Annotated in this window: 24 protein-coding genes and 2 pseudogenes; 10 read left to right on the top strand and 16 right to left on the bottom strand. The window is 64.0% G+C overall.

The features are described 5' to 3' along the window. The 3 genes and pseudogenes from WAO18_RS00540 to pstS form a co-directional block, all read right to left on the bottom strand. Positions 1-544: pseudogene (locus tag WAO18_RS00540) on the bottom strand (phosphate ABC transporter, permease protein PstA); the annotation flags it as partial. Continuing rightward, complete coding sequence (pstC, locus tag WAO18_RS00545; RefSeq protein WP_422202985.1) at positions 541-1,509, bottom strand: phosphate ABC transporter permease subunit PstC; 969 nt, start codon at positions 1,507-1,509, stop codon at positions 541-543. The gene pstC and the pseudogene WAO18_RS00540, both read right to left, overlap by 4 nt. 13 nt (positions 1,510-1,522) lie before the next feature. After that, entirely contained in the window at positions 1,523-2,644 is a 1,122-nt protein-coding gene (pstS, locus tag WAO18_RS00550; protein ID WP_422202987.1) for a phosphate ABC transporter substrate-binding protein PstS, read from the bottom strand. Positions 2,645-2,881: 237 nt separating this feature from the next. On the opposite strand from pstS, the gene WAO18_RS00555 reads away from it, so the two are divergent. The 9 genes and pseudogenes from WAO18_RS00555 to WAO18_RS00595 all read left to right on the top strand — a co-directional run bounded on the left by WAO18_RS00555 (position 2,882) and on the right by WAO18_RS00595 (position 12,345). Then, a complete protein-coding gene (locus WAO18_RS00555) occupies positions 2,882-3,697 on the top strand; it encodes an SDR family NAD(P)-dependent oxidoreductase (protein ID WP_422202989.1) in 816 nt (271 codons plus the stop codon). Positions 3,698-3,720: 23 nt separating this feature from the next. Further along, positions 3,721-4,395, top strand: a complete 675-nt coding sequence (locus WAO18_RS00560; protein ID WP_422202991.1) for a TetR/AcrR family transcriptional regulator — start codon at positions 3,721-3,723, stop codon at positions 4,393-4,395. A gap of 11 nt (positions 4,396-4,406) precedes the next feature. Beyond that, positions 4,407-4,601: a ferredoxin gene (locus WAO18_RS00565; RefSeq protein ID WP_422203025.1), complete on the top strand. Its 195-nt coding sequence runs from the start codon at positions 4,407-4,409 to the stop codon at positions 4,599-4,601. A 3-nt stretch (positions 4,602-4,604) separates the two neighbouring features. Further along, entirely contained in the window at positions 4,605-5,858 is a 1,254-nt protein-coding gene (locus WAO18_RS00570; RefSeq protein ID WP_422202993.1) for a cytochrome P450, read from the top strand. A gap of 178 nt (positions 5,859-6,036) precedes the next feature. Beyond that, the gene (locus WAO18_RS00575; RefSeq protein WP_422203027.1) at positions 6,037-7,098 is read left to right on the top strand and encodes an amidohydrolase family protein; all 1,062 of its coding nucleotides are present in this window, start codon (positions 6,037-6,039) and stop codon (positions 7,096-7,098) included. Positions 7,099-7,106: 8 nt separating this feature from the next. Next, the gene (locus WAO18_RS00580; protein ID WP_422202995.1) at positions 7,107-8,354 is read left to right on the top strand and encodes a M24 family metallopeptidase; all 1,248 of its coding nucleotides are present in this window, start codon (positions 7,107-7,109) and stop codon (positions 8,352-8,354) included. A 2-nt stretch (positions 8,355-8,356) separates the two neighbouring features. After that, positions 8,357-9,487, top strand: a complete 1,131-nt coding sequence (locus tag WAO18_RS00585) for a M24 family metallopeptidase (RefSeq protein ID WP_422202997.1) — start codon at positions 8,357-8,359, stop codon at positions 9,485-9,487. 2 nt (positions 9,488-9,489) lie between these two features. Then, positions 9,490-9,783 (top strand): annotated as a pseudogene (locus WAO18_RS00590) (enoyl-CoA hydratase-related protein); the annotation flags it as partial. 120 nt (positions 9,784-9,903) lie between these two features. After that, the gene (locus WAO18_RS00595; protein WP_422202999.1) at positions 9,904-12,345 is read left to right on the top strand and encodes a CaiB/BaiF CoA transferase family protein; all 2,442 of its coding nucleotides are present in this window, start codon (positions 9,904-9,906) and stop codon (positions 12,343-12,345) included. Here WAO18_RS00595 and WAO18_RS00600 read toward each other — a convergent pair. From WAO18_RS00600 to WAO18_RS00625, 6 genes are all read right to left on the bottom strand, one after another. Next, positions 12,339-13,151, bottom strand: coding sequence for an SDR family NAD(P)-dependent oxidoreductase (locus WAO18_RS00600; RefSeq protein WP_422203001.1), 813 nt, complete (start codon positions 13,149-13,151; stop codon positions 12,339-12,341). The two genes, WAO18_RS00595 and WAO18_RS00600, sit on opposite strands and share 7 nt — an antisense overlap. A gap of 46 nt (positions 13,152-13,197) precedes the next feature. Further along, positions 13,198-14,271, bottom strand: a complete 1,074-nt coding sequence (locus tag WAO18_RS00605) for a phosphotransferase (protein WP_422203003.1) — start codon at positions 14,269-14,271, stop codon at positions 13,198-13,200. Between the two features lie 9 nt (positions 14,272-14,280). Continuing rightward, positions 14,281-15,120: a mycofactocin-coupled SDR family oxidoreductase gene (locus WAO18_RS00610; RefSeq protein ID WP_422203005.1), complete on the bottom strand. Its 840-nt coding sequence runs from the start codon at positions 15,118-15,120 to the stop codon at positions 14,281-14,283. A 29-nt stretch (positions 15,121-15,149) separates the two neighbouring features. Continuing rightward, positions 15,150-16,349, bottom strand: coding sequence for a cytochrome P450 (locus WAO18_RS00615; RefSeq protein ID WP_422203007.1), 1,200 nt, complete (start codon positions 16,347-16,349; stop codon positions 15,150-15,152). A gap of 177 nt (positions 16,350-16,526) precedes the next feature. Next, on the bottom strand, positions 16,527-17,354 hold the full coding sequence (locus WAO18_RS00620; protein ID WP_422203029.1) for an acyl-CoA thioesterase: 828 nt from the start codon (positions 17,352-17,354) through the stop codon (positions 16,527-16,529). Between the two features lie 57 nt (positions 17,355-17,411). After that, complete coding sequence (locus WAO18_RS00625) at positions 17,412-18,065, bottom strand: TetR/AcrR family transcriptional regulator (RefSeq protein WP_422203009.1); 654 nt, start codon at positions 18,063-18,065, stop codon at positions 17,412-17,414. Positions 18,066-18,266: 201 nt separating this feature from the next. Between WAO18_RS00625 and WAO18_RS00630 the strand changes: the two genes are divergently transcribed. After that, positions 18,267-19,442 (top strand): acyl-CoA dehydrogenase family protein, encoded by a 1,176-nt coding sequence (locus WAO18_RS00630; RefSeq protein ID WP_422203011.1) that lies wholly within the window; start codon positions 18,267-18,269, stop codon positions 19,440-19,442. A gap of 12 nt (positions 19,443-19,454) precedes the next feature. Here WAO18_RS00630 and WAO18_RS00635 read toward each other — a convergent pair whose 3' ends face one another. Genes WAO18_RS00635 through WAO18_RS00665 form a run of 7 tightly spaced genes read right to left on the bottom strand, consistent with a single transcriptional unit; the run spans position 19,455 to position 25,110 of the window. Continuing rightward, positions 19,455-20,198 (bottom strand): acyl-CoA dehydrogenase family protein, encoded by a 744-nt coding sequence (locus WAO18_RS00635; RefSeq protein ID WP_422203031.1) that lies wholly within the window; start codon positions 20,196-20,198, stop codon positions 19,455-19,457. Positions 20,199-20,248: 50 nt separating this feature from the next. Then, positions 20,249-21,337, bottom strand: coding sequence for an acyl-CoA dehydrogenase family protein (locus WAO18_RS00640; protein WP_422203013.1), 1,089 nt, complete (start codon positions 21,335-21,337; stop codon positions 20,249-20,251). Further along, positions 21,334-21,753, bottom strand: a complete 420-nt coding sequence (locus tag WAO18_RS00645) for a nuclear transport factor 2 family protein (protein ID WP_422203015.1) — start codon at positions 21,751-21,753, stop codon at positions 21,334-21,336. The genes WAO18_RS00640 and WAO18_RS00645 overlap by 4 nt, the downstream gene beginning before the upstream one ends. Next, entirely contained in the window at positions 21,737-22,951 is a 1,215-nt protein-coding gene (locus tag WAO18_RS00650) for an amidohydrolase family protein (protein ID WP_422203017.1), read from the bottom strand. Before WAO18_RS00650 ends, WAO18_RS00645 begins: the two co-directional genes overlap by 17 nt. A 3-nt stretch (positions 22,952-22,954) precedes the next feature. After that, positions 22,955-23,290, bottom strand: coding sequence for a hypothetical protein (locus WAO18_RS00655; protein WP_422203019.1), 336 nt, complete (start codon positions 23,288-23,290; stop codon positions 22,955-22,957). Beyond that, the gene (locus WAO18_RS00660) at positions 23,277-24,554 is read right to left on the bottom strand and encodes an aromatic ring-hydroxylating oxygenase subunit alpha (protein ID WP_422203021.1); all 1,278 of its coding nucleotides are present in this window, start codon (positions 24,552-24,554) and stop codon (positions 23,277-23,279) included. Before WAO18_RS00660 ends, WAO18_RS00655 begins: the two co-directional genes overlap by 14 nt. 4 nt (positions 24,555-24,558) lie before the next feature. Continuing rightward, on the bottom strand, positions 24,559-25,110 hold the full coding sequence (locus tag WAO18_RS00665; RefSeq protein WP_422203023.1) for a carboxymuconolactone decarboxylase family protein: 552 nt from the start codon (positions 25,108-25,110) through the stop codon (positions 24,559-24,561). Between the last annotated feature and the right edge of the window lie 101 nt (positions 25,111-25,211).

Here is a 25,211-nt window from a genome sequence, read left to right on the forward strand (position 1 = left end):
GGACCAGCCTGAGCATCTCCTCGGTCGATCGCACCACGACCGGCAACATCAGCAGAACCAGCGCGAGTGACACCGCAAATGCGCTCTGCTCGAATCCGATGGTGGCGATCCACAGGCTGAAAATGAACAGCGCCGCCACGATCGAGGGCAGCCCGGCCAGTACGTCGACCATGAAGGTGGTGAATCGGGCCAGCCGGCCGGATCGGTATTCGGCCAAGTACACCGCGGTCATGAAACCCAGCGGCACGGCAATGGCGGCGGCGACTGCGGCCTGCACCACGGTGCCGTACAGGGCGTGATAGACCCCGCCGGAAAACTGCTCCGGCAGTACCCCGCGCAATGAGTGGCTCCACCAGTCGGGCTGCGTGATGGCATACCAGCCGCGCTGCACCACGATCCAAAGCAGCCACACCAGCGGAACCAGCGCAATGGCGAACGTCAGAGCGAAAAATGTTGCTGCGATGTTGTTTTTGATGCGCCGTCCGAGACTGATCGGCGCAACCGCGGCGGCTTTGACCGGCAGGTCGAGGGTGGGTGTGCTCATACTTTGACTGCCCTGCCGACGATCGCGCGGGCGACCGCGTTGACGATGAAGGTCAGGACGAACAGTACGAATCCCGCCGAAATATAGGCCCCCGTAGGTAGTGGTTCGCTGAATTCGCTTGCCGCGGAGGCAATTTTCGATGCGAAGGTGTAACCGCCGTCGAAAAGAGACCAATGACCGGTAGCGGCGGATGCACGCAGGATGATCAGTACCGCCACTGTTTCACCTAGCGCGCGGCCCAAGCCCAGCATCGACGCAGCGACGGCGCCGCTGCGACCGAACGGCAGCACGGTCATCCGCACCACTTCCCATTTCGTCGCACCAAGAGCTTGCGCGGCCTCGGTGTGGCTGGTCGGAGTTTGGCGGAACACCTCCCGCGAAACCGAGGTGATGATCGGCAGGACCATCACGGCAAGCACGACCCCGGCAGTGAAGATGTTGCCGCCGCCGGCCAGTGAAACGTCGCCGGGCTTGAACAGAAACAGCCATCCCAGCTCCCGGTTGAGCAGAGATACGATCGGCTCGAGTTGTGGTGCCAACACGAAGATTCCCCACAATCCGAAGACGATCGACGGCACGGCGGCCAGCAGATCGACTATGGCGCCGAACGGGCGTGAGAGCCGCGCCGGCGCATATTGGGTCAGAAATACCGCGATGCCGATCGCGATCGGGACCGCCAGCGCCATGGCCCATACCGAGCTCAGCAGCGTGACCATGAAGAGGTCACGAATGCCGAACGACAGGTTCTTGCCATCGGCGGTACTGAAATGTGCGCTGGTGAAGAAATTCGCATGGTTGACGCGCAGCGCCGGGATCGCTTGAACCAGAAGGAATATCGCGATCAGGCCGATCAGGATGGTGATCGTCGAGCCGGAGAGGGCGGCGACCGACTTGAACAGTCGGTCGCCCGCCCGTGCCTTGGCTCCTTCTCCGGCCGTCAAATCGGGCGCTGTCGCGGTGGACATGTTGGCGGTTGGATCAGGCGATGGCGTTGACCGCGGTTGACAGCCTCGACTTGAAAGAGTCGGGGATCGGGACGTATCCGTTGTCCGCCAGGCCATTCTGGCCGGGTCCGATGGTGGCCTGCAGGAACGCCTTTACCGCGGTGCCGACCTGGCTGTCCGAATACTTAGAGCAGACAACCTCATACGTCGCCAACACGATGGGATAGGCACCCGCCTGGGTCGGCTTGTAGAACGACAGCGTGTCAAGGATCAAGTCGTTGCCCTGTCCTTTGATCTTTGCCCCGGCGATCGTCTTGCCGACCGAATCGGCGCTGATCGCTACGGGATCCGGTCCCGCTGACGTAACGATCTTGGCCTCATTCAGCTTCTGCGCCTGAGCGAACGACCATTCGTTGTAGGTGATCGACCCTGGCGTGTTCTTGATGGCCGCCGAGGTGCCGTCGTTTCCCTTGGCGCCTTCGCCGATGCCGCCGTTGAACGACTTGCCATGGCCCTTGCCCCAGGCGCCGTCGGATGCACCATCGAGGTACTGCTGGAAGTTGTCCGTTGTACCCGACTGGTCGCTGCGGAACACGACGTGGATCGGCAGGTCGGGCAACGTCACGCCGGCGTTGAGCGCCGTGATGGCCGGCTCATTCCACGTTTTGATCGTGCCGTTGAAGATCTTGGCCGTGGTCGGGCCGTCCAGGTTCAGCGACGTCACGCCGTTGACGTTGTACGTCACCGCGATCGGACCGAACACCACTGGGAGATCCCACGCGGGCGAGCCGCACCGCTGCTGCGCTTTGCCGTGCTCGTCTTCGCTCAGCGCGACATCGGATCCACCGAAATCGGTTTGATTGCCTACAAATTCGTTGATTCCGGCACCTGAGCCGTTAGCCGTGTAGTTCAGCGTCTGACCCGAACACGCCTGTTCGAACGCGTTGACGAAACGTGCCATCGCATTCGCCTGGGCGGTCGATCCACTTGCTTTCAGGGTCTGCTTACCGCCGCACTTCACATTCGCCGACGAAGCGGACGACGAACCAGACGTCGCACCACCTTCATTCGTGGTGTTGTTGTTTCCACACGAGGACAGCATGAGCGCGCCGGTAGCCAGCACGCTCAGCACAGCGCCAAATCGATTGAATCTCAAATCAGTTCCTTCGGACGGTCGGATTGATGACTACTGTCCCTGCGCCACGGGGCCGAGAAGGCCAGGGACAGCGCCGACATACGGAAGCGTGGCTGCTTTCGGCCAACGCCGTGAGGATTCGAAGTTAACAAACCGGCTCACCAAGCCGAACGTAGCATCGCCGTCTAGGCGTCGGCTGTGTACGCTCTAAATCAATCACTTGACTTAAGCAACACCGCGCCGATTAACTCTTCAGGCATGGTCAACGAACTGATCGGCAAAGTCGCGATCGTCACCGGCGGCGCATCCGGCATCGGTGCCGGAATCGTCCAGAAGTTCTTGGCGGAGGGCGCGCGGGTGGTGATCGCCGACGTCGAAAGCGAGCGAGGCGAAGACCTGGCCGCCAGGCTCGGCGGTGACGTGGTCTTCCGGTCGGCCGACGTCTCGAACCCCGAACAGATCAGTGCCCTGGTCGCAGGCGCCGTCGAAACCTTCGGGCGACTCGACGTGATGGTGAACAACGCCGGCGTCTCGAGCAAGATGCACCGCAGCTTCCTCGACGACGACCTGTTCGACTTCCAGCGCGTCATGTCCGTGAACGTATTGGGGGTGATGGCCGGTACCCGCGATGCGGCCCGGCAGATGGCGACCAGCGGCGGCGGGTCGATCATCAACATGTCGTCGATCGGGGGCATCCAGGCCGGCGGCGGCGTGATGACCTATCGTGCGTCCAAGGCGGCGGTCATCATGTTCACCAAATCCGCCGCAATCGAGTTGGCGCACTTCGATGTTCGGGTCAACAGCATCGCGCCGGGGAGCATTCCGACACCAATCCTGGCCTCCTCGACGTCGGGCAAATCGCGCGAAGAGCTTGAACGTTTCGAACAGACACTGCGCGCGCAGATGCGCGCCGACCGCCCGCTGCAACGAGAGGGCACGCCCGAAGATGTCGCCGAGGCCGCGCTGTACTTGGCCGGCGACCGGTCTCGCTATGTGACGGGGACGGTGATGCGCGTCGACGGTGGGACGGCCGCGGGCAAGGCGATCCGCCGGCGCAGCGAGAACAAGAATTAAATCAATCGCTTGACTTAATTGAGATGGAAGCGTTGACTGGCGGGGTGACCACCGCGAGGGCCGCGCGCAGCGATCGGGCCAGCACCACCCAGGAGGCGATCCTGACCGCCGCCGAGCGCTTATTCGCCGAACACGGCGTATTCGCCGTCTCCAACCGCCAGGTCAGCGAGGCCGCGGGGCAAGGCAACAACGCCGCGGTCGGATATCACTTCGGCACCAAGACCGACCTGGTGCGGGCCATCGAACAACGGCACCGGGAGCCCATTGAGCGCTTGCGGGAAGAAATGGTCGCGCAGACCTTGAAATCCGAGGACACCCGGAGTTGGGTTGCGTGCTTGGTGCGGCCGCTGACCGATCACTTGGCGGCGCTGGGTAACCCCAGCTGGTACGCGCGCTTCGCCGCGCAGGTGATGACCGATCCCGCGTACTACAACATCGTCGTCAAAGACGCGCTGACATCTGAATCGCTGGTGCAGGTGATCGACGGAATCAACCGCTGCCTGCCCGAACTCCCGGTCGACGTACGGGTGGAGCGAAACCTGATGGCGCGCAATCTGCTCATGCACACCTGCGCCGATCGCGAAAGAGCCTTGGCCGCAGGCGCAACGGCGCCGTGGACGTCCTGGCACACCGCCGGAACACGCCTCATCGACGCGGTCGTGGGACTGTGGCTGGCGCCGGTCACGCCGCACGAGTGAAGAAGTTGATGATGAAAATTTCTGTAGAGCAAGACAAATGCGCATCGTCAGGGAATTGCGTGATGCATGCGCCGGAAATCTTCGATCAGCGCGACGACGACGGCGTTGTCGTCGTGCTCGACGAGAACCCGCCCGCTGGACAGGCCGTCAACGCCCGCAAGGCCGAGGCCGGTTGCCCCGCACTAGCCATCCATATCGAGGAGTGAGAAGTGTCCGACACGCTCACCGGCAGCACAACCGAGTCGATCTCCGACGCCCCCGACTATCCGATGGCGCGCGCAGCCGGCTGCCCGTTCGCCCCGCCGCCGGAAGTGATGCAGCTGGCCGAGGAGCGGCCGCTGTCCCGAGTCAGGATCTGGGACGGCAGCACGCCATGGCTCATCACCGGTTACGAAGAGGCGCGAACATTGTTCGCCGACTCCAGGGTGAGCGTCGACGATCGCCGGCCCGGCTTCCCGCACTGGAACGAGGGCATGCTGTCGACGGTGCACAAGCGGCCCAGATCGGTCTTCACCGCGGACGGCGAGGAGCACACCAGGTTTCGGCGGATGCTGTCAAAACCGTTCACCTTCAAGCGGGTTGAAGGTCTGCGTCCGGCGATCCAGCAGATCACCGACGACGCCATCGACGCGATGCTGGCCGGGCCGAAGCCCGGCGAAATCGTCAGCGCGCTGGCGTTGCCGGTGCCCTCGCTGGTGATCAGCCAGCTTCTGGGGGTGCCGTACGAAGACGCCGAGATGTTCCAGCATCACGCCAATGTCGGCCTCGCGCGGTATGCCGCCGCCGAGGACACCATGAAGGGCGCGATGAGCCTGCACAAGTACCTTGCGCAGCTGGTCGAGTCGAAGATGGAGTGCCCGCCAGAAGAGTCAGCAGACGCTGTGTCGGACTTGGCCGAGCGGGTCAAGGCGGGCGAGCTCAGCATCAAGGAAGCCGCGCAGCTCGGCACCGGACTGCTGATCGCCGGACACGAGACCACCGCCAACATGATCGGCCTGGGGGTGCTGGCCCTGCTGCAATACCCCGACCAGGCTGCCGTACTACGGGACACCGACGACTCGAACGTCGTTGCCAACGCCGTCGAGGAACTGCTGCGCTACCTGTCCATCATCCAGAACGGCCAGCGCCGGGTCGCCGCCGAAGACATCGACATCGCCGGCGAAGTCATCCGGGCCGGCGAAGGCATCATCATCGACAATGCGCCCGCCAACTGGGACGCCAAGGAATTCACCGAGCCCGACCGGCTTTACCTGCATCGTTCGGGTGCCGGCCAGCACGTCGCCTTCGGCTACGGACGGCACCAGTGCGTCGGTCAGCAGCTGGCCCGCGCCGAACTGCAGATCGTCTTCCACACGCTGTTTCGCCGGGTCCCCACCCTGGAACTCGCCGTGCCGATCGACGACGTGCCGCTCAAGCATGACCGGCTCGCATACGGCGTCTACGAACTACCGGTGACCTGGTGAATCCCGTCACCAGCCGATCCGAGAGAACTACAGTCGAAGAAGTCTGGATCCGATTGGAGGGCCACTGATGTCGCCTCAAACAAGCACCGTTTCGCTCTATCCGCCCGGAGGTTTCGGCGCGCCCAAGGATCGCCACGGTCAGGCCGACGGCACCCAAACCGGACTGCCCGAAGGCACCGTGGTGTTCTCGGCGGACAACCACATTTCGATTGCCGATGACATCTTCTACAACCGCTTTCCGGACGAGCTCAAAGAGAAGGCGCCGCGGATCTGGTACGAGGACGGCGCTTACCAAGTCGGACGTAAAGGCCAGTCATTCCTGCCAGGCGATTTCAGCGCTGTGTTGATGCAGTACGACGACCTGCCCGGTGCGGCGAGCACCAACATCGAGGCCCGGATTCAGGAACTGCGTGAGGACGGCGTCGAGAGGGAACTCGCGTTCCCCAACGCCATCCTGGCGCTGTTCCACTACCCGGACAAGGAACTGCGCGAGTTGGCGTTCCGTATTTACAACCAGTACATCGCCGAACTGCAGGAGCAATCCAACGGCCACTTCTACGGCGCGGGACTGATCAACTGGTGGGATCCCAAAGGCGCCAAAAAGACGCTGGCCGAACTGAAGTCCCTCGGTCTGAAGACCTTCCTGCTACCGCTCAATCCCGGCAAGGACGATGACGGCAATGTGATCGACTACGGCAGCGACAGCATGAAGCCGGTCTGGGACGAGATCGAAGCCGCCGGGCTTCCGATCAGCCACCATATCGGCGAGACGCCGCCGAAGACTCCTTGTCAGTTCAACAGCGTCGTGGTCGGCATGATGATCAACATCGACGGATTCCGCGAGCAGTTCGCAAAGTATCTGTTCACCGGGATCCTCGACGACCACCCCAGTCTGCGGATCGGCTGGTTCGAAGGCGGAATCTCCTGGGTGCCTTGGGCTTTGCAGGACGCCGAGCATTTGGTGGCGTCCTACCAGCACATGTTCAACCGACCGCTGGAGCACGACGTGCGCTACTACTGGGACACCCACATGAGCGCATCGTTCATGGTCGACCCGCTGGGTCTGCAACTGATCGACCAGATCGGCATCGACAAAGTGATGTGGTCCAGCGACTACCCGCATAACGAAAGCACCTTCGGCTATTCAGAAAAGTCGCTGGCCGCGGTCGTCGACGCGGTCGGCCCGCAGGCGGCCACCCGCATCGTCAGCGGCAACATCACCGGGTTCTTGGGTTTGTAGGCAGCTGCATGACTTCACCCACTTCGTTCCTGGCCCCACCTTCGACTGCGCTCGACATTCCAGAAACCCCGGATCTCGAGCGGATGCGTCGCGAGACCGGTGCGCGGCTCCGATCGGCGATGGCCGATCGCGGCGTGGACGCCTTGATCTTGTTGGGTAACAACAGCGTTGTCTACGCCACCGGTGTGAGCTGGCCGTTGGGCGATGCCGGATTGTCTCATGTCGAGCGTCCGGTGGCGGTGGTGCTTGCCGACGACCCACATCCGCACCTGTTCCTGCCGTTCCGCGAAGGGGCCGCGTCGGAATCGGGTTTACCGGCCGATCATCTGCACGGCCCGGTGTACCTCGAATTCGACGAGGGCGTGGAGAATTTCGCGCGGGCCGTCGCAGACCTGGTCCCGGCCACAGCCGTCATCGCGGTCGACGAGCTGACCGGAGCGATGCGGCGCGCGCAGGACCGACTCTTCCGGTCCGGCCGACCGGCCGACGCCGCGCAGATCGTCGGCGCCGCCAAGCTGATCAAGACTCCCGACGAATTGGCTTGCATGCGCACCGCGTGCCGGATCACCGACACGGCCATGGTTGATGTGCAGGCCGCCCTGGAGCCCGGTATTCGGCAGATCGACTTGTCGGCGAGTTTCATGCGGCGCGCTTTCGAACTGGGCGCGATGGCCAGCATGCTGGAGCCGATCTGGCAGGTGATGCCGAAGTACAAAGCTGACGGCGTCTGGACCACGCACGGCGATTTGGCGTTGCCCCTGTTGACAACTGAGCGCGAACTGGCTGCCGGTGATGTGCTGTGGACCGACGTCAGCATCACCTATCAGGGTTACTGCTCCGACTTCGGCCGCACCTGGATCGTCGGTCAGGACCCGACGCCGCGCCAGCAGGCGCAATTCCACAAATGGCGGGAAATCCTGGACGCCGTGCTCGACGTGACGCGCAGCGGAACCACCATCGCCGAGTTGGGCAGAACGGCGACGAAGGCCAACGGCGGGGCCCGGCCCTGGCTGCCGCACTTCTATCTGGGGCACAGCATCGGTGTGAACGCTGCCGAAACGCCAATGATCGGAACGGATCTCGGCGATGAGTTCGACGAGAACTTCGTCCTCGAGCCGGGAATGGTGATGGTGCTGGAACCGGTCGTGTGGGAAGAAGGCACCGGCGGCTATCGCAGTGAAGAGATCGTCGTGATCACCGAGGAAGGCTGGATTCCGTTGACCAACTACCCCTATGACCCTTACGGCGAGCATTGATGATGGCGACTGAGGTTCTGGCCGACGACCCTGCGCTTCGCATCGGCCGTCGGGAGCGTGCGCTGGCCCAGATGGAAAAGCACGATCTGGACGTGCTGGTGCTGGGACGGCAGGCCAATGTCCGCTATGTGTCGGGTGCACCGCAGTTGTGGGTGGCCGGAACCCGGCCGTTCGCGCCGACCTGCGTCGTTGTCCGCAAGACCAGTGCGATCCACCTGCTCAGCACCTGGGATGAGGGTGTGCCCGAAGACATCCCGCACGAGAATCTGTACGGCATCGCCTGGAACCCGATGAACACGATCTCGGTCCTGAAAGGGATCGACGGCGCGGCAGATGCAAAACGTGTTGGTACCGATGCTCTTTCACCTGGATTCGCTCAGTTGCTGCCGGTGGCGTTCCCAAACGCCGAGCTGGTCGACGGCGAGTTGGCCATGCGCGCCGCGCGAAGGATAAAGACGCCCGAAGAGGTCGTCTTGTTGCGCGAAGCGATCCGGGTTGCCGAGCTCGGTCTGGCCGCGGCGGTGGCGGAGCTGCGGCCCGGGATCAGCGAAAAGACCTTGGCCGGAGTCCTGTTGGAGGCCATGGCCGCCGGCGGGGTCAGCACACCGGCCACCCAGGATGCCGCGTGGGTGACTTCGCGCGAGCACCCGTGGCGGCGGGCGACTGAGGACGGCATTGTTCGTGCTGGTGACCTGGTGGCGTTCTCCGCCGGCGTGCTCGGCGGCGGCTATACCGGCGAAGTCGGTCGGACGTGGCCGGTCGGCGAACTCAATGGCGCCGGCGATTTGTATCGACGGTGGGATGCGTTGTGGGACAGGCTTTACGAAGCATGCCAACCGAGCGCGCAGGCGATTGACCTGTTAGGTGCGTACCAGGCTGCCGGCGAGGAACTGCCGCCGATGCCGATTGCGCGGGGTCTGGGTTTGGGATTCGATCCGCCCGTCGTGTCTCAGCACCTGCCTGCGACGGCCGCCGAGGAGCGGCTGGAGCCGGGCATGGTGCTGGCTGTGACCGGGTACGTCTGGCAGTCCGGCGTCGGCGCCGTGTTCGGGCGAGAGGCGGTGTTGATCACCCCCGACGGTCCCGAGGTTCTGACGTCGAGCCCGTCGGCCAACGTCGCGGTGGGCGCCTGACAATGGCCGAGAGCGCGCGGCCGTCGCCGGAGGAGATCATCCTCTACGACAAGCACCCGAATACCAAGATCGCCACGATCACCTTCAACCGTCCCGAGTTCCTCAATGCGTCCACCACGGCGGCCCGACTCCGGTATGCCGACCTGCTGCACGGCGCCAACGTCGACGACGACGTCCGTGTGGTGGTCATTCGCGGCGTCGGTGACGATTTCGGCAGTGGCGCAGACCTTCCCGAGGTGATGGAAGGCGCCGACTCCCTGGGGTTTCGGCTCGCCGAGCTCAAGCTGAGCCAGGATGACTTGATGCTCGGCGACGCGATCGAGAGTGGGCTTGCCGACTCGGTGATAGACAACGACGCCAAGTTTCCGCCCGACTTCCGCTTGAGTAAGTCCGGCCAGGCGAAGAAGGGCTAGGCCGTGGCGCCAGACACTGGCCCCTTGCACGGCTACACCGTCGTCGACCTGTCTACCGGGATCGCCGGTGCCTATTGCACCAAGCTGCTGGCCGATGGCGGCGCTCGGGTGATCAAAGTCGAGTCACCGCAGGGTGATCCGTTGCGTGCGTGGTCGGCATCGGGTGCCCGCATCGAAACCGGCAGCGACGGGGCCCTGTTCGGGTTCCTGGCCGGCGCCAAGCACAGCGTTGTCGCCGACCCGGACGTCGACGGCGACATCGAACTCGTCAACGACCTACTGGCCGTCGCGGACGCGGTCGTGTGGTCGCGCGGCTCATCGGTCGCCGAACACACCGGGTTCTCGCCGGCGGCACTGCGTCGATCGCATCCACATCTGGTCGTCACCTCGATCACCTCGTTCGGGCTGGACGGCCCGTGGCGTGACCGACCGGCGACCGAGTTCACTCTGCAAGCGTGGTCGGGTGGCATCGTCGGACTCGGTCGCGGATCAGCCGATCGTGCACCGGTATTCGTCGGCGGCCAGGTCGGCGACTACCTGTCCGGCGCCTTTGCCAGCGTCGCGACGTTGACGTCACGGATGAGGCAGATTGAGACGGGCGTCGGCGAGCTCCTCGACCTGTCGATGCTCGAGGCGCACATCCTTGGCCTCACCTATTATCCGGTCACCTTTTTCCAGATGCTCGGCCGGCCATGGCGAGATGCCCGCAAGATCACCGTGCCGGGGATCGCACGTGCCAAAGACGGTTTGGTGGATGTGGGATGCGGCACCGCGCAGCAGTGGTTCGACCTGTGCGCGATGATCGGCCAACAAGACTGGATCGACGAGGACTCACCGCTGTCGATCACTGAGATGGCCAACGAAAACGCCGCTGCCATCTATGCGTGGTTCGAAAGTCAGAACGTCGACGACATTCGGGAACTGGCCACCGCATTTCGGATTCCCAACGCGCCAGTGGCCAACGGCGCCAACATCACCGAGCTGGATCACTTCCAGCACCGGGGTTCGTTTGTCGCCAACCCCCGCGACGGGTTCCGGCAGCCGGGCCACCCCTACCGCATGCAACCGGCGAAACTTGTTCCAGCACAGCCAGCGCCGCGACTCGGCGAGCACACCGCACAGTATCGACAGTCCAAGCCATCCCCATCGAATCGGACGTCGGCCGCCGATGCCGCGAAGCGATTGCCGTTCAACGGGCTACGGGTGCTGGATATGACCACGTTCTGGGCCGGACCGAGTTGTACGCATTTTTTTGCGATGCTCGGCGCGGAGGTGATCCACGTCGAGTCCACCCGTAAGCCGGACGGCGCCCGGCTGATCGCCGGCATCCCGGTCACCGAAGACCGGTGGTGGGAAAAGTCGCCGATCTATTCGGCGCTTAACACCAACAAGAAGGGGTTGACTCTCGACCTGCAAACCTCAGCGGGGCGAGACGTGTTGCGCCGCTTGATCGCAACCTGTGACGTGATCGTCGAGAACTTCACCCCCCGGGTGCTCGACCAGGTCGGCCTCGACTTCGCCACCGTCCAGACGATCCGGCCGGATGCGATCCTGCTGCGAATGCCCGGGTTCGGACTGGACGGGCCATGGCGGGACAACCCGGCCTTCGCCTACGTCATCGAGGCCGCATCCGGGGTGAGCTGGCTGACCGGCTACCCGGACCGCAACCCCTACGAGCCCTATTCGATCGGCGACCCGAACGCCGGCGTGCACGCCGCCAACGCACTGCTGCTCGCATTGGAGTTTCGGCGCAGCACCGGCCAAGGCGTCATGATCGAGGCGGCAATGATCGACGCGGCACTGAACATCGCCGCCGAACAGGTCACCGAATATTCCGCCTACGGGGCTCTGCTGCAACGCGCCGGCAATCGGGGACCGGTGGCAGCACCGCAGAACCTCTACCGCACAGCCGATGTCGACGAATTCGGGCGTCTCGACAGTTGGGTGGCTATCGCCGTCGCCGACGACGATCAGTGGGGCCGGCTGTCCGCCGCGCTTGGTCGGCCGGCGTGGGCCCTGGACGAGAAGCTCTCGACGGCGCATGGCCGTCGGGAATGGCACGACCTCATCGACGAGCACCTGGCCGCGTGGTGTGCGGACCGCAGCGGCGACGACATCGTCGAATGTTTATGGGAAGCCGGTGTTCCGGTGGGCAAGGTGATGCAGCCGCATCGCCAGACCGATATTCCGCAGCTGCAATTCCGCGGCTTCTTCGAATATGTTGGCCATCCGGTGAACGCGCGTGTGCCGCACAGCACGGTGCCGGTGCGGTTTTCCGCCGGGCCGGACCGGTTCCACCTCAACCCCGCGCCGCTACTCGGCGAGCACAACCACGAGCTGTTGACCGAACTCGGGTTGAGTGCCGATGAGATCGCCGAACTGGAAGCGGACGGCGTCATCGGCATCGCGCCCGGAAACGCCAAGAAGGCCACAACTGCTCAGTGACTCCACCCTTCGGCGGCTTGGTCCTCAAACGTCTGGTCAACGCGGTCGAATCTGCGGCGGATTGACGCGCGGGCCGCGGAGTGGGGCAGCACGTAGAGGCGGTTGGCCGCAATCGCGTCGACGGTCAGGCGAGCCACGTCGTCGACGTTGAGTGTGTCCGGTTGCTCCGGAGAGCTGCTCGCCGACAGCCCGTAGTCGGCGCCCATGATTCGTTCCGAGTTGGATAGCAGCTTGGTCTCAACGACCATCGGACACAGCACTGATACACCGATGCCGTTGTCTTTGACCTCGCGGGCCAAGTTCTCGGCCAAGCCGACGACGCCGTATTTGGCGACGCTGTAGGCACCGAGGCCGACGTTGGGCATCAGGCCGGCGAACGACGCCGTGAAGGCCACGTGGCCGCCGGTGCCCTGCTTGAGCAACCTGGGCAGGAACGCCTCGACGGCGTGGATGGAGCCCCACAGGTCGATGTCGATTACCCAGCGCCAGTCGTCGTGGGTCATCTGCGCGATCGGGCCCGCGACCACGATGCCGGCGTTGCTGAAGACCACATCGACCTGGCCGAGAAGGTGAAACGCCTCGTCGGCGAGGTTGATCACCTCCTTGAGGTACCTGACGTCGCACATCACGCCGTGCGCTTCGAACCCCTGGGCCCGTAAATGCGCGACAGCCTGCTCCAGCCCCGGCTTGTCGACGTCGGCGAGTACGACACGCGCTCCGCGCCTTACGAACTCAGTCGCTGTGGCGAAACCGATACCGTTCGCACCACCGGTGATCACGGCGCCTTTGCCTTCGAATCCCCTCATGGCGCGACGGTAGCCGATGGATCTACGTGGTTGTAGGCGGCCCCGACTAGCCGGTGATCGCGTCGAGCGCGGCCCGGGTGTCGAGGTCCACGAACGCCTCCGCGTACCGCTGCGCCAAAGCCAGGCAAATGTCGGCGCCTTGCCATGCATCGCCGCCGCTGAGCGTGGCGATCCAGATCGCCAAGCCGTGCGCGACCGAGGCGCGGTAACGCAGCCACACTTCGTCCGCGCTGGGCTTCTCGTCGGCCGGCAGCGTCAATGCGGTCCGGTACTCCTCGACGAGGTCACGCTCGCACTTTCGGCGATCCTCGATCGTCAGCGCACCCTGCAGGAAGTAGCCGAGGTCGAGCGAGAAATTGCCCCGCCGCGCCATCTGCCAGTCGAGGAATCCGACGGTGTCGTCCGGCAGCACATAGGTATTACCGATGTGCGGGTCGCCATGCAGCAGCGTCTGCGGCGCCTCGGTCAAGGTGCCGATGTAGCGGGTCCAGACGTCGACGAACAACTCAGTGCCGGTCATCGACGGAATCTCGGCGGGAACTGAGTCACCCATACGTTCGTGCGCGATGTCCAGCGGTGCGTACTCCAGACCCGCGAACGCGACGAACGGCTCGACCCAGCCCAAGGCCGGATTGCCGGTGATCCGCTCGCCCCAGAACTCGCTGTGCAATTTCGCCAGAGCACGAACGCCGCTGGCCGCCTGATCGATCGTCAGCGGCCGGGTCGAATCGCGTGGATCAGCCCCGCGGGCAACCACATCCTCCATGATCATCAAGAAGTCGGATCGCTCTTCGTCGATGATCGCAGCGTAGACGGTTGGATGATCAAGCGGCAGAACAACTCCCGAGTTGAACAGCCGCGGCTCGTGATACAGCCCGCTGGTGAGCGCGACGAGTTCGGCGTGCGCCGGGTCGACCGCCTTGGCGAACACGGTGGCCGGCCCGGTTCCGGCCGAGTAGGTCAGCCCCAACCGGGCACGCCGGTTGGTGCCGTCGTCACGCAGCACCACCTCGATGCCGCTGACCACCGCATCGGGATGATGGCGCCGGATGGCGTCGGTCATCCACGCCGGGGTGATCTCGTCCCAGCTACCGGGGATGGACAACTGTGAAATCGTCACTGCAGGCATCTACTTCAGGCAACTGCCGCCGTCGATGGGTAGCGTGACACCGGTGACGTAACGCGCCTCATCGGACGCCAGGAACAGCACCGCGTTGGCGATGTCCTCGGGCTCGACCCAGCCGATCGGCAGGGTGTGCATGAGCTGGCCGACGACCTTCATGTCATCGGGGCCCGGGTTCTCCAGGTCAGGACGGAACAGCCTCATTGTGCCGTCGTTCATGAACAGCGGCGTGTTGACGTTGGTCGGGTGCACGGAGTTGACCCGGATGTTCTGCGCGCCGAGCTCGACGGCGAAGGTGCGCATCAAGCCGACCACACCGTGCTTGGCGGCCACGTAGTGACCGCAGTGCGGGTAGGCCTTGAGGCCGCCGACCGAGCTGGTGAGGATGATCGAGCCACCGTTGCCGCCCGCGAGGATATGTGGCACACCGGCTTTCACGGTCTTCCACACGCCGCTGAGGTTGATGTCGATCATGGCGGTCCAGTCGGTTTCGCTGGTCTTGTCCAGCGTCTGGCCGCCATTGCCGATGCCTGCGTTAGCGACGATGATGTCGAGCTTGCCAAGCTGCTCGACGCCGGTATCCACCGCGTTCTTGAGTGCGTCGTAGTCACGGACGTCGACCTCGGCGGTATAGATCCGACGGTTGTGTCCCTTCACCAGGTCTGCGGTCTCGGCCAGATCCTCCGGCGTGGCGGCGGCGATCAGATCCACCGTGTCGATCTTCTTGCAGATGTCCACCGCGATGATGTCGGCACCCTCTTGGGCCAACCGCACCGCGTGCGCGCGGCCCTGACCACGCGCCGCTCCGGTGATGAACGCAACCTTGCCTTCGACGCGACCCGTCATCGTTTCCTCATTTCCTTACTTGTGATTGCTCAACCGATGACCGCGGGCATCGTGTCCCAGCCACGCACGGTGGATGTCGGAGACAATGCGGCACGGCTGAGGTCGACCTGCCATTCGGGAAAGCGCTTCAAGATCTCCTCGAGCGCGATCCGTCCTTCCAGCCGGGCCAGTGCCGAGCCCAGGCAGTAGTGGGTGCCAACACTGAAAGACAGGTGCTGGCGGGGTTCGCGATGAATGTCGAAAACGTCCCCGTCCGGCGCGAATTGGCGGTGGTCGCGGTTGGCGGCGCCGATCAGCATCATCATCGCGCTGCCCTCGGGCACCGTCTGCCCGTAGTAAGTGACGTCGCGCGTCACGTGGCGGGCCACGTGCGGGGCCGGCGGCTCGAAGCGCAGCAGCTCCTCGATCGCCGCGGGGACCAGGCCCGGGTTCTTGGCCAACTCCCGTCGCTGATCGGGGTGCTCGGCCAAAACCTTTCCGGCCCAGCCGATCAGCCGGGTGGTGGTCTCGTTGCCTGCGCCGGACACCACGCTGACATAGGTGAGCAGTTCCTCGCGGGTCAACCGCCGCGTGACGCCCTTCTCGTCGACGAACTCGACGTTGAGCAGATCGGTCATGATGTCGTCGGAGGGATGCTTCGCGCGCCAGTCGATGAACTCGGCGAAGAACTCGCCGGTGTTCATCCCCGCGGCGGCGTCCATCGGTTTGCCTGCCTCCGTGCGCATTTGATCGTTCGTCATGTCGCGCGCGGCTTCCTGATACTCCTCAGGAACGCCGAGGAGCATGCCGATCACCCGCATCGGCATCTGGGCGCAGAGGTCGCCGACGAAGTCGAAACTGTCGCCGCCGGTCAGCGGATCCAAACTGTGCGCACAGAATTCGCGAATCTGTGGCTCGAGATCATTGATCTTGCGCGGGGTGAACATGCGGGCCAACAGCTTGCGGTGCACATCGTGGATCGGCGGGTCCTCGAAGATGATCACACCTGGCGGAATGTCGATGTTGGCCTTGATCAGCTCGATGATCGCGCCGCGGGCCGAGCTGAAGGTTTCGTGGTCGACCAGCGCTCGGTCGACATCGGCGAACCGGCTCAACGCATAGAACTCGTGCTGCTCGTTGTAGTACAGCGGCGCCTCGTCCCGGATCGCCCGGAACGCCCGGTAGGGGTCGGCGTTGATCTCCACGTCGTACGGGTCGTAATAGACGCCGTCGGGTGCAGTCACTGTCACAGAGCTTCGCCTCTCGCTGCGCGCGCATAGTTGGTCGCGCTAAGAATCTGCGGCAACTCTGTCATCAGCCACCTGCGGGTGTCAACGCGGAATCCGCTTCCGCTACTTATTATTCTTCCTCAGCGAGAATCAGGTTCTCGTGATGTCTTATTTGTGCGATATGCGAACGCTTTCGCGTCATGCGCCGCCCGATTCGTCGCCGCTGCGAAAGCGCAACAGCGCTTCCTGGGCGTAGGACGCGACCAGCGTGCCGTCCTCGGCGAGGACGTCGCCGCGGCCGAAGCAGCGGCCGTGCGCCAGCACCGGGCTGTGCTGGCGCAGCAGAAGCCAGCTGTCGGTGCGGAACGGCTGGTGGAACCACACGGTGTGAGAGGTCACCGCCGAGGTGAACAGGGTTCCGTTGCCGCGGTGGCTGAACCCCTCGAAGGGCCGCAGCGCCGTTCCGATGAGCGTGAGGTCGGTGGCGTACGCCGTCAGGGCCGGTGCGAGTTCGGCTTCGACGGCCGGGGTGCGCATCCACACTTCGAACCGCGGCGGGCCGGTGGTGACCGCGCTCAGGTCGTCGGCGCTGCGGGTTTCCCAGGGGATGAGGTCCAGTTCGACCCGATGTGTCTCGTCCAAAAGTGCCGAAACCATTTGGCATTCTTGGTTTTCGGGGCCGTCTTCGACGGTGTGCATGCTCACCGAGGCACTGGCCAGCACCGCATGTGGTTGGCGAGCGGTGATGGTCAGCGATGCAAACGACCGGCCCTCATGCTGGCGCGTCGCTTCGTAGCGGACCGGTTCGGCGGCCCGCCCTTCGCGGGCGAACACCGAATGCAGCGACTTGACGGTTTTGCCGGGGCAGACCAGCGATGCCGCCCGGATGAACTGAGCGAGGAGCTGACCGCCGAACACTCGGTGGTAGTCCAGCTGTTGGCTGACGCCTTGGAACACCATGGTGTCGGTGTCGGATCGCCCGCTCGCGACGCGCAGATCAAGGCAGCCGAGCAGGTCGGTCCACAGATCCACGCGGTCAGTGTAAGTTAAATTCTCGCTGACCGGTAAGCCCGTTCTCGCGAGTTATTTGCCGACGAAACCCTGCGAGCAGAAGTCCCAGACCTCGTCGGCGGTGATCGGATGCATGGTCGCGTCGTCCGGCCCGCCGCTGGATTGCGCGACGAACATCACCGTTTGCATGGTCATCGCGGCCATCCGCTTCGGGTTGACGCCGGTGCGCAGCTCCTTGGCGTCGTACGCGGCGTCCATCAGTTCGGTCAGCAAAGTAACCAGCGGCGCGTGAGCGACCTTGACTTCGTCGGGATGTGACACCAGTAGCCGTGGAGCAAAGTCGGTGAACAGCGGCCGCTTGGCGGTCGGGTCGGGGCGCGAAGCCTCGAAAAGCAATTCGACGGCGACCTTCAACCGTTCGATCGGGTCGTCGTGGTTGGCGGTGGCGGCGCGAATCTGGTCCGCCGAACGGCTCAACGCATCTTCGAACAGCGCGAGCAGAAGTTCGTGTTTGCCGTCAAACTGCAGGTAGAAGCTCCGCAGCGACTGCCGCGACCGGTCAACGACTTCTTGCACGGTGAAGTCCGTGCTGCCCTTTTCGATGATGATGGCCTGGGCCGCGTCCAGGAAACGCTGGACGCGTTGTGCGGCTCGCAGCTTCGCCGTCTTGATCGACCGCTCAACCGCGCGCTGCTTCCAGGCCGGCTCTTCGCTTGGGCTGGTCACGGACACCTCAGGTGATCGCCGCGAGGGGAGAACATGATTGGACTGTACCGGAGAACGCCGCGTCATTGGTGTGCTGGCCCCCTCGCGGGACGACGTGTCTGAGATTGTAACTTTCCCTTCACGAGAATACTATTCTCTCACTGCTCTGCAGGGAAGCGGAACGCGAATTACGGCCCCTGGATCGAGTCCGAGGGAGGGCTCATGCAACTGACCTTCGACGCTGACGTCGAGGCATTCCGTGCCGAATTCGTGGCCTTTCTCGACGAGCACCTGCGCGACGAAGCGCAAACCGTACAACGCTCGCAGTCGTCTTCCGACGTTCCGCCGTGGGCGCGGCAATGGCAGCGGATGCTGTTCGACCACGGTTGGCTGCTGCCCGGCAACCCGCCCGAGTTCGGCGGCCGTAACGCCACGGTGCTGCAGCAGTACGCACACGCCGAGGAGTTGTCTCGGCGGCGCATCTATCAAAGCTTCAATCCGCAGGGTGTCGGCATCATCGCCGCGTCGATCCTTTCGTTCGGGACGCCCGAGCAGAAGCAGCGCTGGGCGGTGCCGATCCTGCGGGCCGAGATGACCGCGTCACTGGGGATGAGCGAACCGGGCGCCGGATCGGATCTGGCATCGCTGCGCACTCGCGCGGTGCTCGACGACGACCATTTCGTAGTCAATGGACAAAAGGTGTGGACATCGGGCGCACACGACGCCGAGGTGTTGTTGACTTTCGTGCGGACGGATCCCGATGTGCCCAAACACAAAGGGATCAGCGTGCTGCTGATCCCTACTGACAGTCCCGGTGTGGCGCGCCGGCCGTTCGCGTCGGTGCCAGATCGCGACGACGTAGATTTCAATGAGGTGTTCTTCACCGATGTGCGGGTGCCTCTGGAGAATCTCGTCGGCCCACTGAATGAGGGCTGGCGAGTCGCCAACGGGTCGCTTGGACACGAGCGCAACATGCTCTGGATGGGCTATGCGGACCAATTACAGGAAATGACAGCTGATTTCGAGCCGACGGGAGAGCTGGAACGCGACCGCTACGCCACATTGGTAATGGACTGTGAGGCGTTGCGGTTGCTTGGTTCGGTGACCCTGGCGCGAGCGGCCCGTGGCGAAGAGGACGTGGCCAGCCAATCGGTGCTCAAGCTGCTCGGGTCGGAAGCCGTACAGGGCGCGACCGAGCACGTGCTGGGCGCCAGTCTGGTCGACGGGCTCCTGCACCCCGCCGTCACCGGCCCGTACGCACCGTTGAACTTGGATTCCCACTACGGCAGCTGGTTTGACCGCTACCTGCGCAGCTTTGCTGCCACCATCGCCGGTGGGACGTCTGAGATTCAGCGGAACATCATCGCCCAGCGGATTCTCGGCCTGCCGCGCAACTAATCGGCAACCAGCTCAGAGTTGGGCCAGCCGCGGCGCAAACCCTTTGGCGCGCAGCGCTGCTCCGGCCTCACGCGTCAGCTCGCGTGAACTGCCGAGCATGGCGTCCAACACCAAGGCACGCTTGATATGCCGCTGCAACTCATGCTCGGCGGTGAAGCCGATACCGCCGAGCACCTGCTGACAGTGCCGCGCGGCGCTCAGCGCCGCTTGGCCGGCTGCGGCCTTGGCGAGCAGAGAGCTCAATTCGTCAGGCTCGGCCGCGGCGGCCACCAGCGTGCTCTCCGCGCCTTCGATGGCGACCAGTGTTTCGGCCAGCCGATGCCGGATCGCCTGGAACGACGCGACAGGTCGACCGAACTGAGTGCGGTCCAGGGCGTGCCGGCGTGCCAGTGACAACATCGAGCGACCGGCGCCGACCAGCCACCAGCCGAGTGCCCGCCGCCCGGCGGCGGTCGGCACCGAATCACCTTGCGCCACGCGGTGTATCGGCAAGTCATCGCCCAGCGCGGAGGTCGGCTGGTCGGTACGTTCCCAGACGATCCAGGGGCCGCCGGTGAACGGCAGCGGCACCGTACCTCCACCTTTGCGGCCGGCCGCGCGCAGTACGACGTCGTTGAGCACCGGGGCGTGAGCGCCAGTCTCACCGAGTAACCGGAACACCAAAGGAACTGCAGCCTCGGGCATTTCGTCGAGCATCTCGAGCCAGCCCAGCTCGGCCAGTGCCGCGTCGAGTTGCTCGCCCGACGCCGTGGCCATTGTCTTGCGCAGGCCGTCTTCCAGCAACTGCAACGATTCGTTGTCCACGCTCACTCCTTGCCCAGATCCAGAAGCCGGCGCGCGATGATATTGCGCTGAATCTCAGCGGTGCCGCCGTAGATGGTGGCCGCTCGTGAGTAGAGGAATTCGGATCGCCAGGGTGTGTCGTCCAGTTCCAGTGTCCCCGGCAGCAGATCACGCACAGTGTCGTAAAGCCGTTGCTCGGCGCCGGCCAACAGCACCTTGTCGATGGACGTCTGCGGGCCGAGCTTCTCGCCGTCGGCCAGCCGGTGCTGCGTGGCCCGGGAGCGGCAGCGCAGCGTATGCAACGCGAGATAGGCTGCGCCGAGCTCATATTCGTCGGGATCCGACGCCTCGGCGATCAGTTCGTCGAAGCGTGCGTACAGGTACGCGATGCGTTGCCAGAAGCACGTGGAGCGCTCGTAGGGGAGCAGATCCATCGCGAGTCGCCAGCCGTCGCCGGGACGGCCGAGCATGCGATTGGCCGGCACCACCACATCGTCGTAGTAGACCTCGCAAAACTCGTCGACACCATGCATGGTGCGCAGCGGGCGGACGGTGATTCCCGGCGTATCCAAGTCGACGAAGAACGCGGTGATCCCGTCGTAGCCCGGCGCCGTGCGAGTAAGCAGGATGCACCTGGTGGAGAACTGCGCGAAACTGGTCCAGACCTTCTGTCCGTTGATGATCCAGTTGTCGCCGTCCTGAACCGCGCGGGTGGTCAGCGAAGCCAGGTCGCTGCCAGATCCCGGCTCGGAAAAGCCCTGACACCATTGCTCTTCGCCTCTGAGCAGTCGTGGCACCATTTCGGCGGCGAGTTCTACGGGCGCGTAGTCGATCATGGTGGGTGTGAGCACTTCGAGCATCGAATAGGGGCCCGGTTCAGCGAGACGGCGACCGACTACTTCTTCGCCGACGACCGCGCGGAGGATATCGGGACCGCCCAACCCGCCGACTTCTTCCGGCCAGCCGTAGCGCATCCAGTCCGCATCGTAGAGTGCCCGGCTGACGCGGGCCATCTGCTTCATGTGCCCCTCGAGCGAGTGATCCGGCCCGGGGGTCAGGTCGTGCTCATCGAGCCAGGCTCGAAGATCCGCCCGGAACTGCTCGACCTTCATGCAGGCGGGCGTCCTATTGCGTGCGGGCGGCCTGAGTCGTGCACGCCGCTACGCCGAATAAACGTCATGGCACGGGTTTTCAGCCGCCACCCGTCGTCCGTCCGCACGTACGTGTCCTTGTAATAACCGATCCGCATGTCGTGCGTGGCGTTGTCGATGAAGCACAGCGGCTGCGTTCCGGTCGCCGCGTCGCCATCCAGTTCGATCACCGGAGTGGCGGTCATGAACAAGCCCTTTGGTGCGGCGTCCACCAGCACCGGAAACCGGTCCAGTGAATAGGTTTCGCCGAACGCGCTGTAGGTACCGTCCGGGGTGAACACCGCGATCAGGCCGTCGATGTCTTCCTGCGTGATGGTCACCGCGTAGCGAGCGAGCAATTGCTGAATCTCGACGAGGTCTTCAATTCGCTTGGACATAAACCTTGCCGCCTTTCATCACGAAGCCCACTTTCTGGGTTACGCCGATGTCGGACAACGGATCTCCCGGCACAGCGATGATGTCGGCAAGCTGGCCCTCAGCCAGCCGGCCGCGGTCGGTGACATTGATCAGCTCCGCGGCGGTTACCGTGGCAGCACGCAGCACCGCCAGTGGCGGCAGTCCCCAATCGACCAGCGTGACAAGCTCATCGGCGTTCTTGCCGTGTGGAATGGCCGGGGCGTCGGTGCCGACCGCGATCTTCACGCCGGCTTCGTAGGCAGCCAGGATCGAGGTCCGCGACTTCGGAAACATCTCGGCGGCCTTGGCCTGCAGCTCAGGTGGGGCATGCGAGACATCCATTCCCTCGGCCAGCCGCCGCGTCGACACCAGAAATGTGCCGCGCTCGACCATCAGCGCGATCGCCTCGTCGTCGATCAGGAACCCGTGCTCGATGCAGTCGATACCCGCTTCGACGGCGTGCTTCACCGCTTCGGCGCCGTGCGTGTGCGCGGCGACCCGCATCCCGCGCCGATGTGCCTCGTCGACGATCGCCCGCAGCTCCTCGTCCGAATAGTGCTGCGCTCCAGGCGGCCCCGTCAACGACATCACGCCACCGGAGCAGCAGACCTTGATCAGCTCGGCGCCGTGCTTGATCTGGTAGCGCACTGCCTTGCGAATCTCGTCGACGCCGTTGGCGATACCCTCCTCGACCGTCAACTCAAGCACGTGCGGCGCGAACGCGGCGAACATCGTCGGGTCAAGGTGCCCACCGGTCGGGGTGATCGCATGCCCGGCAGGCACCACCCGCGGGCCGTCGATCCAGCCCGCGTCGATGGCCTTTCCCAGCGCGACATCGAGCAGATAGCCACCGGTCTTGACGAACAATCCGAGGTTGCGCACGGTGGTGAACCCGGCCCGCAACGTGCGGCGGGCGTTTCCTACGGCGCGCAATACTCGGGTCGGCGGATCATCCTGGACCGAGGACAGCGCGGGTTTCTCCCCGCGCCCACCCATCAGCAGGTTGACTTCCATGTCCATCAGGCCCGGCAGCAGGATCGAATCACCGAGATCGATGACTTCACCGTCGGGTTTACCGCCGACACCGACGATTCGATCCTGGTCAACGCGGAGAATGCCGGGCGAGACGATCTCGCCGGCGTCGACGTCGAGCAGTCCGGCAGCCTTCAGCGTGAGCACCGTCTAGATCACCGGCTCCCGGATCAGCTGCACCCACGCGGCTCCACTGTCGGGCACACGGGGCTGTTTCCACGCCTCGATCGGGAACGACACCATCACCAGAGACTGCATCAGATGCATCAGGGTTCGTGCGTCTTCGGGCAAGTCGTCGAGCGGAAATTTGTCGCAGTATTCGATGACATCGTTCAGCCTGGGGAACGCCGCGTCGTAGAACGCCTGCATCTCGGGCATCGACGACGCCAGCCGTTTGGCGTAACGCTCGGGCTCGGTGGCCAGATCCCACTCGAGATATGGCTCCAGGTACGAGAATTCGGCGGGCAGTTTTTCAGTGGTGGCCATTGCCGGCGTACTCCTTCACGTAGTCATTGGTCACCTTATGCAGGTGGCGAAGCATGATCTCCTGATCGCACAGCAGGAAGTCGTTGACCACCTTGGTGCCGATCATGGTCTGGGTCGCTTCCAGGGTGTTGGCGTCCTGCAGCGCGTATTCCTTGAATGTCACCGCGGCCAACTCATGCGCCAGCCGTTCGCGCGCGTTGCGGGGCGGAACGAAGTACAGCGTGCATTCGAAGATGTGCTTGTCGACGGCGGTCGGCCAGTAGTGGTAGGTCAAGAACCAGCCCGGCTCCCAGATCAGCAGCATGAAATTCGGATAGAAGTGCCACTCGTCAATGCCCCACTGCGGCACTTTCTTCGGGTTGATGCCCGAGGGCAATTCACCGAACTTCTCGATGACCTCCGGCTTGTCCCACGGGCCGAAGAGCCCGCTGCGCAGCACTTGGTCCATCGGCTTGACCATGCTCATGTCCGCGGGCGGCGCCTGACCGCCCCAGGTCGAGATCATCGCGTGCGGGCTGGCCATCTCGTAGTACAGCGCCTCGAAGCCGAACTTCTGAATCTTGGCAGCCTCCTCCTTGGTGTACTGGCCTTGATGCAGTACCGGCGCGTGATAGAACTCGGCGAACGCGTCCATGAACAGCTTCCAGTTGCTGCCGACCTCGGCCCGGTAGGAATAGGTCTCGGTCATCTCGTTGAACGGGTAGCCCTCGATGCCCTTGGCCAACGGCCCGAGGTAGTCGACCAGCGGCTTGGCCTGGTTGTCGAAGTTGATGAAGATGAAGCCTTCCCACAACTCGCACCGAACCGGCACCAGCCCGTAGTCGCTCTTGTCGACGTCGAAAAACTCCTCCTCCTGCTGGATGAAGGTCAGCTCGCCGTCGAGGCTGTAGCGCCATGCGTGGTACTTGCAGGTGAACTGCCGGCAGGTGCCGGAGGTCTCCTCATGCGGAAAGTCGTTCCACACCAACTTGTTTCCGCGGTGGCGGCACACGTTGTGGTAGGCCTTGACGGACCCTTCCTTGGTCTTGACGATGATGACGGACATGCCCTTGCCCGCCGACGGCAACTCTTTGGTGAAGTAGCTGCCGGTGCGCGGTAAGCGCTCGACGCGGCCAACGTTGAGCCAGGTCCGCTTGAAGATCGCGTCGCGCTCGGCCTCGAAGAACGCCGGATCGATCGAATCGGTGTAGTCCACCGGCGCGGTGCCGAGTTCCGGGTAATTCTCGGTCCAGCTGCCGGCATCCGGCTTGGTGAAGTGTGCCAAGGTACTACCTCTCTTTTGTTTCGCTGGCTTGGTCGCCTTCGACCTCGACGCCAAAAGTGTTCAGGGCCATTGCAAGTGCGATGTAGTTGCCGGTGGTGAAGACCAAGTCCATCCGCTGTTGTTCATCGAGCCGCTCGCCCAGGGTCGCCCAGGTCTGATCCGAGATGTTGCTGTTCTCGTCGAGCTCGTCGACGGCGCGCATCAGCGCGTGATCGAACGCGTCCTTCGCCTGGCCGGTCTGCGCGGCCTCGATGTCGGCGTCGGTCAGCCCGACTTTCTTGCCCATCTCCACGTGGTGCGACCACTCGTAGCTGCAGTCGCGGCGATGTGCAACGCGCAGGATGATCAGCTCGCGGATCCGCGGCGGCAGCGTCGACCCGTAGAGCAGATAAGTACTGAATTTGAGATAGGCGCGGGTGAGCTTCGGGTGGCGCACCAAGGTCGACAGCAGGGTCCCTGCGTCGTCCGGGTTCCGGCGCTGCTCGGGAAGCATGCCGGATACCGCATGCCGGGCAGCGTCGTCCCACTGATCCGCCGGCAACGGGGACAGACGCATGCGGCCTCCTCATCTACGAGAATCAGATTCTCATATTTGATCAATAGGTTTCCATGAACCGCGGGATTGGTCAATATTTGTGTTCTGCCTGCGGCGACGTT

The organism is Mycobacterium sp. (genome assembly GCF_049278535.1).
Taxonomy (GTDB): domain Bacteria; phylum Actinomycetota; class Actinomycetes; order Mycobacteriales; family Mycobacteriaceae; genus Mycobacterium.

What these genes read in the sequence shown, in the direction of transcription:
- WAO18_RS00655 (WP_422203019.1), bottom strand. Translation starts at nt 23,290, where the DNA reads ATGGCCACCACTGAAAAACTGCCCGCCGAATTCTCGTACCTGGAGCCA.
- pstC (WP_422202985.1), bottom strand. Translation starts at nt 1,509, where the DNA reads ATGTCCACCGCGACAGCGCCCGATTTGACGGCCGGAGAAGGAGCCAAG.
- WAO18_RS00600 (WP_422203001.1), bottom strand. Translation starts at nt 13,151, where the DNA reads ATGAGGGGATTCGAAGGCAAAGGCGCCGTGATCACCGGTGGTGCGAAC.
- WAO18_RS00555 (WP_422202989.1), top strand. Translation starts at nt 2,882, where the DNA reads ATGGTCAACGAACTGATCGGCAAAGTCGCGATCGTCACCGGCGGCGCA.
- WAO18_RS00630 (WP_422203011.1), top strand. Translation starts at nt 18,267, where the DNA reads ATGCAACTGACCTTCGACGCTGACGTCGAGGCATTCCGTGCCGAATTC.
- WAO18_RS00585 (WP_422202997.1), top strand. Translation starts at nt 8,357, where the DNA reads ATGGCGACTGAGGTTCTGGCCGACGACCCTGCGCTTCGCATCGGCCGT.
- WAO18_RS00560 (WP_422202991.1), top strand. Translation starts at nt 3,721, where the DNA reads ATGGAAGCGTTGACTGGCGGGGTGACCACCGCGAGGGCCGCGCGCAGC.
- WAO18_RS00645 (WP_422203015.1), bottom strand. Translation starts at nt 21,753, where the DNA reads ATGTCCAAGCGAATTGAAGACCTCGTCGAGATTCAGCAATTGCTCGCT.
- WAO18_RS00580 (WP_422202995.1), top strand. Translation starts at nt 7,107, where the DNA reads ATGACTTCACCCACTTCGTTCCTGGCCCCACCTTCGACTGCGCTCGAC.
- WAO18_RS00640 (WP_422203013.1), bottom strand. Translation starts at nt 21,337, where the DNA reads ATGAAGGTCGAGCAGTTCCGGGCGGATCTTCGAGCCTGGCTCGATGAG.
- WAO18_RS00665 (WP_422203023.1), bottom strand. Translation starts at nt 25,110, where the DNA reads ATGCGTCTGTCCCCGTTGCCGGCGGATCAGTGGGACGACGCTGCCCGG.
- WAO18_RS00635 (WP_422203031.1), bottom strand. Translation starts at nt 20,198, where the DNA reads ATGGCCACGGCGTCGGGCGAGCAACTCGACGCGGCACTGGCCGAGCTG.
- WAO18_RS00565 (WP_422203025.1), top strand. Translation starts at nt 4,407, where the DNA reads ATGAAAATTTCTGTAGAGCAAGACAAATGCGCATCGTCAGGGAATTGC.
- WAO18_RS00610 (WP_422203005.1), bottom strand. Translation starts at nt 15,120, where the DNA reads ATGACGGGTCGCGTCGAAGGCAAGGTTGCGTTCATCACCGGAGCGGCG.